General features: G+C 64.1%; 7 protein-coding genes and 1 pseudogene. 6 read left to right on the top strand and 2 right to left on the bottom strand.

Going from position 1 to position 9,469, the window contains the following annotated elements; genetic code table 11:
• The 5 genes from HP546_RS20345 to HP546_RS20325 form a co-directional block, all read left to right on the top strand.
• On the top strand, positions 1-1,074 hold a 1,074-nt coding region (locus HP546_RS20345), incomplete at its 5' end, for an Ig-like domain-containing protein (RefSeq protein WP_172228785.1).
• A 145-nt stretch (positions 1,075-1,219) separates the two neighbouring features.
• Positions 1,220-2,203, top strand: a complete 984-nt coding sequence (locus HP546_RS20340; RefSeq protein ID WP_172228773.1) for an SCO family protein — start codon at positions 1,220-1,222, stop codon at positions 2,201-2,203.
• A gap of 81 nt (positions 2,204-2,284) precedes the next feature.
• On the top strand, positions 2,285-4,612 hold the full coding sequence (locus HP546_RS20335) for an EAL domain-containing protein (RefSeq protein WP_172228771.1): 2,328 nt from the start codon (positions 2,285-2,287) through the stop codon (positions 4,610-4,612).
• A complete protein-coding gene (locus tag HP546_RS20330) occupies positions 4,600-5,484 on the top strand; it encodes a phosphate/phosphite/phosphonate ABC transporter substrate-binding protein (protein ID WP_172228769.1) in 885 nt (294 codons plus the stop codon). Before HP546_RS20335 ends, HP546_RS20330 begins: the two co-directional genes overlap by 13 nt.
• A gap of 24 nt (positions 5,485-5,508) precedes the next feature.
• On the top strand, positions 5,509-6,516 hold the full coding sequence (locus tag HP546_RS20325; protein WP_172228767.1) for a site-specific integrase: 1,008 nt from the start codon (positions 5,509-5,511) through the stop codon (positions 6,514-6,516).
• Here the strand turns inward: HP546_RS20325 and HP546_RS31480 are convergent.
• Together HP546_RS31480 and HP546_RS31475 are read right to left on the bottom strand one after the other, a co-directional pair.
• Positions 6,506-7,615, bottom strand: coding sequence for an SMP-30/gluconolactonase/LRE family protein (locus HP546_RS31480; RefSeq protein ID WP_256676235.1), 1,110 nt, complete (start codon positions 7,613-7,615; stop codon positions 6,506-6,508). The two genes, HP546_RS20325 and HP546_RS31480, sit on opposite strands and share 11 nt — an antisense overlap.
• Before the next feature lie 6 nt (positions 7,616-7,621).
• Positions 7,622-8,230: pseudogene (locus HP546_RS31475) on the bottom strand (SDR family NAD(P)-dependent oxidoreductase); the annotation flags it as partial.
• 128 nt (positions 8,231-8,358) lie between these two features.
• Here HP546_RS31475 and HP546_RS20315 point away from each other — a divergent pair.
• Positions 8,359-9,255 (top strand): LysR substrate-binding domain-containing protein, encoded by an 897-nt coding sequence (locus HP546_RS20315; RefSeq protein ID WP_172228763.1) that lies wholly within the window; start codon positions 8,359-8,361, stop codon positions 9,253-9,255.
• The last annotated feature ends 214 nt before the right edge of the window (positions 9,256-9,469 follow it).

Below are 9,469 nucleotides of genomic sequence, written 5' to 3'. Positions count from 1 at the left end.
GACCCACGCCGCATCAGTGCAGCACCGCAACTGGCCAACCAGTCCACCGATGCCGGGTTCAGCGGCGACGGGACCTTGGAGGTGTGGAAAATCAAGAACGGCGGCAACGGCTGGAGCCACCCGGTGCATGTGCACTTCGAGGAAGGCGTGATCCTGAGCCGCGACGGCAAGGCGCCGCCAGAGTGGGAAAAATGGGCGCGCAAGGATGTGTATCGCATCGGGCCGGATACCGATTCGTCGGAAGAAGTGGAAATGGCCATCCGCTTCCGCGAGTTCGCTGGCACCTACATGGAGCACTGCCACAACACCCAGCACGAGGACTCGTCGATGCTGCTGCGCTGGGACCTCGAGCATCCGGGCCAGTTCCAGGTGATGCCGACCCCGCTGCCGGGCTGGGACGGAGTGGAATACATGGCTTCGGTCGGCCTGCCGACCTTCCGTACCAAAGGTAATGATGATGGCGATGACGATAGTTCGGCCAACAAGCCACCGGTCGCCAACAACGACAGTGCCGCCACTACCGCAGGCAAGGCCGTCAGCCTGAATGTGCTGGCCAACGACACCGACCCGGAAGGCAACCTGCCGTTGACCGTCACTGGCCTCAGCCAGCCGGACTCTGGCCAGGGCACCACCAGCACCGACGGGACTACCGTGACCTACACCCCACCGGCCACGGTAGGCACACCGTTCACCGCCAGCTTCAACTACACGGCGCGTGATGCCAAGGGTGCCGAGTCGGTAGCGCCCGCCACGGTCAGCATCGTGGTGAACCCGGCGGCGCCAGTCGACCAGATCCAGGTCACCAGTGCCACGGTGCAGGTACGCAGTGGCAACCGCTACACCTGGGACCTGGCCGGTACCACCTCGGTGGCCACTGGCAACAGCATCAGCGTGACCGCTGCAACCACCGCCGGGCCGCTGAACCTGGGCACGGCCACACTCACCGCCGCCACCAGCGGTGCCCGCTGGCGCTTGTCGGTAACCACCACCGGCAACGGCCCGGCCACGCCGGCAACGGTGACCGTGAAGTCGACCCTGGGCCAGAGCGTGACAGTGCCGATCAGCATCAAATAGCTGGGCAATGGTAACGACTGTAGGAGCAGCCTTGTGCTGCGAAGAGGCCGGTGCAGGCAGCCGCCACGTCTGTAATGGCCGCTTCGCAGCACAAGGCTGCTCCTGCAAAGATTGTGTGCAGCATCCCCACAAAGAGGACCGCATCATGCCCGGCACATGGCGTTTCCTGCTGGTGCTCGCGCTGTTCGCCGCCAGCCTTCCATTCTGGCCATTGCAGCCGCAACAACCGGTGGCCGACGAAGCCGCCACCCCCTGGGGAGCGGACTACTTCCCCAACATCCCGCTGCTGACCCAGGACGGCGAAAAGGTGCATTTCTTCGACGACCTGATCAAGGACAAGGTGGTGGCCATCAACTTCATCTTCACCGGCTGCACCGATTCCTGCCCGGTGGAAACCGCCCGCCTGCGGCAGGTGCAGAAAATACTGGGGGACCGCATCGGCAAGGACATCTTCCTCTATTCCATCAGCATCGACCCCTACAACGACACCCCCGCCACCCTCAAGCGCTACGCCGAAAAGTTCGGCATTGGCCCGGGCTGGACGCTGCTCACCGGTGAACCCGACGATATCGAAAAATTGCGCCGCAGCCTTGGGCTGTGGATCGACGGCCTGGAAAACGGCCGTTCCAAGGACCACAACCTGAGCCTGATCATCGGCAACCAGGCCACCGGCCGCTGGATGAAGGCCTCGCCCTTCGAGAGCCCGTACATCCTCGCCGACCGCCTGGGCAACAGCCTGCACAACTGGAAGCAGGCCAGCGCCATGCACAACGACTATGCCCAGGCCCCCGTGATACGCCCGCCCAGCAGTGGCGAGCAGATCTTCCGCACACGCTGCTCGTCCTGCCACACCCTGGGCCGCAGCGAACCCGGGCAACCCGGTATCGGCCCCGACCTGTTGGGCGTGACCCGCCAGCGTGATGCCAACTGGCTGACCCGCTGGCTGAAAGAGCCCGACCAGATGCTGGCCGAAAAAGACCCCTTGGCCATGCTGCTGTATGAGCAGTACAACCGCATGGCCATGCCCAACATGCGCCTGGGCGATGCCGAGGTCAGCGCGTTGATGAGTTATATCGAGGAAGAAACCGCGCGCTTGCAGACACCAGTAGCTGACCGGGGAAAACCTTAGAGGCTATTGGCCACTAGTCATTAGGCTGTCATCTGACTGTCGTATTTTTCAAACATCACCCAGGGTCGGGAACTATCAGCAGTGATTCGCCGTTCGCTTTCCTCCGCCAGCCTTCTGCGGCTGCTGATCCTGATGCTCTGTGCAGCGACCCTGGCCTTCCTCTGGGGGCTGCACGTCACGCAAAAAGCTGCCGCTCGGCAAGATGCGCTGTCGGCCAAGGCCGCCGAGCACCTGAACCTGGCCAGTATCGTCGGCGAAAGCCTGCGCCAGCTTGTCGACCGCGCCCAGGCCGTGGGCGGGGTCACCCAAGACGACATGAAGATGCTGCGCCAGGGCAACTTCAGCCTGGCGCGGATACTCGCCGAAGACCCGGTGTTCAAGCGCATGAGCCTGTACGACCGGCAAGGCCGGCTGCTGTCGGCAAGCCATGCCGACGAGGCCCGCGGGCTGCCCGAAGACTGGTTGCGGCAGTTGCAGCGACACATTGCCCGCTATGGTTTCAAACCTTTCCTGCCCAGCGTTCAAGCCGCCCGCCCGCCAGCCGCCCTGCCTGACTGGCGCCTGCCCTTTGTGCTGCCACTGACCGACCTGACCGGGCGCGAAATCGACCATATCCTGGTGGTCCAGCTGGACATCGGCTACCTGGCGGTGCTGTTCCAGCACATCGACCTGAGCAGCAGTGGCCTGGTACGGCTGCTGCAGGATGACGGCCTGGAGCGGTTGCGCATCGACACCAGTGGCGTGGTGGTGGCGGGCGATACGCTGCAGCCCGAGCTACCGAACAGCGCCAACGAAGCGGGCTTGCTGGCCCAATACGCAGCTGGCGAGGCGTACCAGAGCCTGTACCGGCGCGTCCCTGAACGGGGCTTCAGCGTGGTGGTCAGCCAGCGCCAGGATGAAATCCTGGCGGCCTCGACCCTGGCCTATTCCCGGCAGTTCTGGCTGAACCTCAGCATGACCCTGATGATCCTCGCCAGCCTGCTGTGGACCTTGCGCCTGTTGCGCAAGCGCCAGGAGGCCTTCAGCGCGCTGGAACATGCCCAGCAGGTCAACCAGCAATTGATCGGCCGCCTGGAGGACGAACACCGGCGCAGCAGCCACGCCGCCGCCACCGACCACCTCAGCGGCCTGCACAACCGCCGCCAGTTCGTCGAAGTGGCCGGCCTGGCGCTGACCAGGCAGCGCGGCAAGCGCCGGCTGATGGCGATCCTGTTCATCGACATGGACCGCTTCAAGTCGATCAACGACTCGCTTGGGCACAAGATCGGCGACTTGCTGCTGCAGGCCGTGGCCGGGCGTATCCAGCGCCTGCTGGAGCCTGGCGACGAGGCTTCGCGCTTTGGCGGCGACGAGTTCGTGGTGTTGCTTGCCGGCGAGCGCAGTGAAGAACAGATCAATGGCTGGGTTCGTGAACTGGTCCAGAAGCTGTCGGCCACCTACGCCCTGGACGGCAAGGAGGTCAACACCAGCCCCAGTGTGGGCGTAAGCATCTGCCCGCGCGATGGCCAGGACATCGACAGCCTGATCCGTACCGCCGATGCCGCCATGTACTCGGCCAAGCAGGCCGGGCGCGCGCAGTATCGCTTCTTCGACCCCTCGCTGAACCTGGCTGACATTCAGGCGTTCACCCTGAAGCAGGCCTTTGGCAGCGCCTTGGCCGAGCGCCAGTTCGTGCTGCACTACCAGCCGCAGATACGCCTGGATACTCAGCAAGTGCTGGGCTACGAAGCGCTTGTGCGTTGGGACCACCCCGAATTCGGGCTGCTGTACCCGGACCGTTTCATCGACCTGGCCGAACGCAGCGGCTTCATTGTCGAGCTGGGCTGGGAGGTGTTGCGCCTGGCCTGTGAGGCGTTGTCCAGCTGGGATGCCCAGGGCCGGGAGACGCGGCTGGCAGTGAATGTTTCCGCCCTGCAGCTGCGCCAGGCCGACTTCGCCGCGCGGCTACTGCGCAAGTTGCTGCAGCATGGCCTCGCGCCCCATCGGCTGGAGCTGGAAATCACCGAAACCACTATCCTTGACGCCGAAGGCACGGCAGTGACGCACCTGCATACCTTGCGCAACGCCGGCCTGGGTATCAGCCTGGACGATTTTGGCCGCGGCTACGCAGGCTTCGCCCACCTGCACTCACTGCCACTGAGCAAGCTGAAGATCGACCGCTCGCTGATCGCGCCGCTGTCCAACAGCCATGACGACAGCCCGATCGTGTCCTCCACCATCATCCTGGCCAAGCGCCTGGGGCTGGAAGTGGTGGCCGAGGGCGTGGAAACCCGTGAACAGGTGGTGTGCCTGAAACTGGCGGGCTGCGATATTGCCCAGGGCTACCACTTCAGCCGGCCGCTGTCGCTGGCGCAGTTGCGCGAATACCCGCCTTTCAACGGCGTCGAGGACAAGGCATGCGCGTATTGAAAACCCTGGCCGGGTTGCTGCTGGTCAACCTGCTCGGCATCCCCCCTGGCAATGCTGCGCCGGCGGACTGTACGCCACGCAGCCTGCGCCTGGTGGTGATCCCGATCAAAAGCGCCGAACAGATGATCCGCGAGCATCAGTCGCTGCTGCAGCGCCTGAGCGTGGCGGCGGGGGTGCCAGTGGAGCTGGTGATCGCGAGCTCCTACGAAAGCGTGGTCGATGCCATCGTCTCGGGTGGAGCGGACATCGCCCGCCTCGGCCCCGCCTCGTATGTGCTGGCCCACCGCCGCGATCCGCGCATCGAGCCGTTTGCCACCCTCACCTTGAGCGCTGGCCCCTACACCCCGGCGGGCAATCATTACCAGGCGCTGCTGCTGACCCGGGGTGCAAGCCCTGATGGCATCGAGGCGCTGCGTGGCAAGCGTGTGGCGCTGACCGACCCGGCCAGCACTTCCGGCAGCCTGGTGCCCAGCGTCGAGTTCGCCGAACGGGTGGGCATGCCACTGTCGCAGTTTTTTGGTGCGCTGGTGTATGCCGGCAACCACGACAATGCACTGCAAGCCTTGCTGGAAGGCCGGGTCGATGCCGCGTTCGTCGCCAGCGAGCGCACCGACGCGTACCTCGCCCAGCACGCCATTGCACCGGCGCAGCTCAAGGCACAATGGCGGTCACGGCCAATCTACTACGACCCGTATGTGTTCAGTGCCAGCCTGTGTCCGGCGCTGAGAAGCCGTATTCGCAGTGCCATGCTCGATGACCCGCAGGCGCTGGCGGCGTTCGTTGCTTCGCAGGATGCCAGCGGCCTGGTCCCCGTCAGCCAGGCGGACTATGCGCCGCTGCAGCAGATGATGGACGCAGCGCTGCGGCCCTGAGCCTGCCTGCGCGACCCCGTTGGCATGCATTGCGCCCTGATACCGGGTATGGTGTGCCCATCACCCACCGACACCCGCACCATGACCGATATCGAGCGCTACCTGCGCGCCGCCACCCGTGACAATACCCGGCGCAGCTACCAGGCTGCCATCGAACACTTCGAAACCCACTGGGGCGGCTTCCTTCCGGCCACCGCTGAAAGCATTGCCCGCTACCTGGCCGACCACGCTGACCAGCATGCCGTCAGCACCCTGCGCCAGCGCCTGGCCGCGCTCAGCCAATGGCACGTCGCCCAGGGCTTTCCCGATCCGACCAAGGCGCCGCTGGTGCGTCAGGTGCTGCGTGGCATCCGCACCCTGCACCCGACACCGCCAAAACAGGCAGCCCCGCTGTTGCTGCAGCACCTGCAAACCGCCGTGGCCTGCTTTGAAGAGGAAGCCCGTGAGGCCCGTGAGCATCACGACCTGGCCGCCCTGCGCCGCGCCCGTCGCGACAGTGCGCTGCTGTTGCTGGGCTTCTGGCGCGGTTTTCGCGGCGATGAACTGGCGCGTCTGCGCATCGAACACATCCAGGCCGAAGCGGGTGTCGGCATCACCCTGTTCCTGCCACGCAGCAAGGGTGACCGCGAGGCCCTGGGCGTGCAGCACCGCACCCCTGCCCTCAAGGCCCTGTGCCCGGTCACTGCCTACCTGCAGTGGCTGGAGGTCGCCGGCATTGCCCACGGGCCGGTGTTCCGCAAGCTAGACCGCTGGGGCAACCTCGGCGACAGCGCACTCAACAGCAACAGCCTGGTCGGCCTGCTGCGGCGCATGCTGGAGCGCGCCGGGGTGCCGGCAGCGCTGTACACCGGCCACTCGCTGCGCCGTGGCTTTGCCACCTGGGCCACGGCCAATGGGTGGGAATTGAAGTCGCTGATGAGCTATGTGGGCTGGAAAGACGCAAAGTCTGCGCTGCGCTATATCGATTCGGCGCAACGCTTTGGTGAACTGGCCGTGTTACCGGCCAGTCAGGCCCAGGTGCTTATTCCTTGAAGCAGTGTCGGGCGACGCCGCCGATTTCCGGGCGGATAGCGTAGAGGTCGCCGGCGTCCGGATAATGGTGCAGGTCTTCGGCACTCATGTCGTAGCGCGCGGTGCTGATGTACAAGGTATTAAGCCCCGGGCCGCCGAAGCAGCAACTGGTGGGGCATGGCACCGGCATCAGCACCTGGTCGGTCAGGTGGCCTTGGCGGTCATAGCGCAGCAGGCAACTGCCATGGTACTGGCACACCCACAGGCCGCCTTCGCGATCCAGGGCGAGCCCGTCCGGGCGCCCCAGCTCGGCAGGGGTTTCGGCAAACAGCGTGACGGCGCCCAGCCGCCCTTCGGCCAGGTAGTCGGCGCAATAGATTGCGCGCGCCGCCGAATCGACGAAGTACACCGTGCGGCCGTCCTGCGACCAGGCAATACCGGTGGGCAACGCCATGTCGTCGTGGATCACCTGATCGCACAACTGCCCGTCAAAGCGAAACAACGCCCCGCTTTTGCCGCTGGGGGTTTCGTCCATCAAGCCAGTCACGAAACGCCCTTGCGGGTCGCATGCGCCATCGTTGAAACGGTAGGTCGGGCGGGGATGCACCGCCGCCGAATGCTGGCTCACCGTGCGCGACGGCACATTGAAGATGCCCACGCTGGCATCCTCGGTGAAAATCAGGTTGCCGTGGTCGGTCAACGCCAGGGCGCCGATGCGTGCGGCGGACTCGTACAGGCTCTCGACTTCGCCGTCGGCCGCCAACCGGTTGATCCGCCCGCCAGAAATATCAACGAAGTACAAAGTGCTGCTGTGCTCGTCCCACACCAGGCTTTCGCCCAGGTCGGCGCGGGTATTGGCGACCTTGACTGGCACATAGTTGCATTCCTTGATGCGGTTCCAGCGTTCGGCAACCTCGGCCAGGTTGCCCGCCTGCACACGGCCGAGGTCCCGAGGGTAGCTAACGCCGCTGTTCTCGTTGAAGCGTGTGGCGGTGAACTGGCCATTGCTGGCCCGCAGGATGTAGCCGGTGTCATGGCACAGCGCGCTGGCCAGGTACAGCACCCCGGGCGTGACCCACTCGGGTTTCAGCTCCTCCGGGGGTTGGGTAATGCCCCACATGCGAGTCTTCGCCACGGGTGAAATGGCATTGACCAGGATGCCGTGCTCCTGGCCCTCCATGCTCAGGGCATTCATGATGCCGACCTGGGCCATCTTGCCGGCAGCGTAGGCCACCAGGCCGGGCTGCGCATAGCGCTGGTACATGGCACGGTCCGAGGTGGTCAGCACCACGCGCGGGGCCGTGGAACGCTTCAGGTGGGCCCAGGCATGCTTGGCCAGCCACACGGGTGCCTGTACGTTGATGCCCAGCGCGCGCTGCAGAAAAGCGTCATCCTGCGCCTCGATGCGCTGGTAATCGACCCAGCCGGCGTTATGGATCAGGATATCCAGTGCACCGAAATGCTCGATGGCCAGCTCGACCAGTTGTTTGCATGCGTCTTCGTTTTCCAGCCGGCCGGTGTGACCGACAACCGCGAAGCCCTTGGCCCGCATGGCCGCCAGCGCGTGATCCAGGGCCCAGGTATCCTGCCCCTGCCCGGAACGATCGGTGCCCAGGTCACTGATCACCACCCTAGCGCCCCGTTCGGCCAGTGCCATGGCATAGGACAAGCCCAGGCCCTGTGCAGCGCCGGTGATCACCGCAACTTTGTCGTGGAAAGGGTCTGTAACGGGCATTTGCTGGGTACCTTCAAATCTCCTTTTTAAGATATCAACAAAAAAATCAATGGCTTAATATTAAAAGCATGCAAGTTCGATATCTGAAAGATATCACCGCCGGGTCAGCTGTACTGAAGGAATGCTGGATGATCGAGACACGTTTGCTGCGGCAGTTCATTGCCGTGGCCGAAGAGCTGCACTTTCACAAGGCGGCCGAGCGCCTGCACATGGCGCAACCGCCACTGAGCCAGGCGATTGGTCGACTTGAGGAAAAGCTCGGGTTCAAGCTGTTCCTGCGCAACAAGCGCGGGGTGCACCTGACCGCCGCCGGCACGGCATTTCTCGACACGGCTTACCGCACGTTGGCCGAGTTGGAACAGGGCATCGAGTACGCCCGCAATGTGTCTGCCGGGGTCAGCGGCAAGCTCGCCATCACTGCCATTTCCATCGCCTACTACGACTCGCTGCTCAACAGTTTGCGCCGCTACCGCGAGACCTACCCGAACGTGCAACTGACCATCCGCGAGATGCCGTCGGCCTCGCAGGCCAAGGCGCTGCTGGCCGGCGAGGCAGATGTCGGCTTCATGCGCAGGTTGCCGCTGCCGGCCGGAACCCTTGAGTCGCGACTGCTGCTTGACGAGCAGATCGTCATGGCGTTGCCCGCCCGTCATGCGAAGGCCCAGGAATACGACGTGGACCTGCGCGGGTTTGCCGATGAGGATTTCGTGTTCACCCCGCAAAACCTTGGCGGTGGCTATCACGCGCAGTTGATCGCGTTGTGCGAAGCGGCGGGTTTTTACCCCAAGGTGGTGCAGGAGGCTGCGCAGATTCACACGCTGCTTGGCTTGGTGGCCTGTGGGTTTGGCGTGGCACTGGTGCCGGCTTCGTTTGCCAGTTCCACGCCTGGCGAACGTGTGCAGTTTCGGCCGATCCGGGTTATCGGTAACCAGCCTGTGCCAGGGCTTGGGTTGTACATGAAATGGAGCGGGCAGAATGCATCGCCAGCGCTGGCCAACTTTATTGCCATGTTTGGAGAGTCTTGAGGTTATTGGTGGCAGGTTGGGCCAGCAGGGATCGCATCAGGGCTGACAGGTGCCTGCCGCTGCATTTGTAGCGCCAGGGAGATCGAGGAGGGTGTCAGAAATTTTGTGTTCGGGCATAACATGAGTAAGAGGTGCATGTATGCCAACCAAAAAAAAACCGCTCCGAGAGTTACCAAAGGTTCCGAAAGAGCTGCTGGAACAGTTTTCCGCTGTT

The organism is Pseudomonas sp. CM25, from assembly GCF_013179705.1.
Taxonomy (GTDB): Bacteria; Pseudomonadota; Gammaproteobacteria; order Pseudomonadales; family Pseudomonadaceae; genus Aquipseudomonas.
This window is presented reverse-complemented; position numbering and strand designations above follow the sequence as displayed.

Excerpts from the sequence above, each read along its gene's own strand:
- HP546_RS20315 (WP_172228763.1), top strand. The coding sequence starts at position 8,359 with ATGATCGAGACACGTTTGCTGCGGCAGTTCATTGCCGTGGCCGAAGAG.
- HP546_RS20325 (WP_172228767.1), top strand. The coding sequence starts at position 5,509 with ATGCATTGCGCCCTGATACCGGGTATGGTGTGCCCATCACCCACCGAC.
- HP546_RS31480 (WP_256676235.1), bottom strand. The coding sequence starts at position 7,615 with ATGTGGGGCATTACCCAACCCCCGGAGGAGCTGAAACCCGAGTGGGTC.
- HP546_RS20330 (WP_172228769.1), top strand. The coding sequence starts at position 4,600 with ATGCGCGTATTGAAAACCCTGGCCGGGTTGCTGCTGGTCAACCTGCTC.
- HP546_RS20340 (WP_172228773.1), top strand. The coding sequence starts at position 1,220 with ATGCCCGGCACATGGCGTTTCCTGCTGGTGCTCGCGCTGTTCGCCGCC.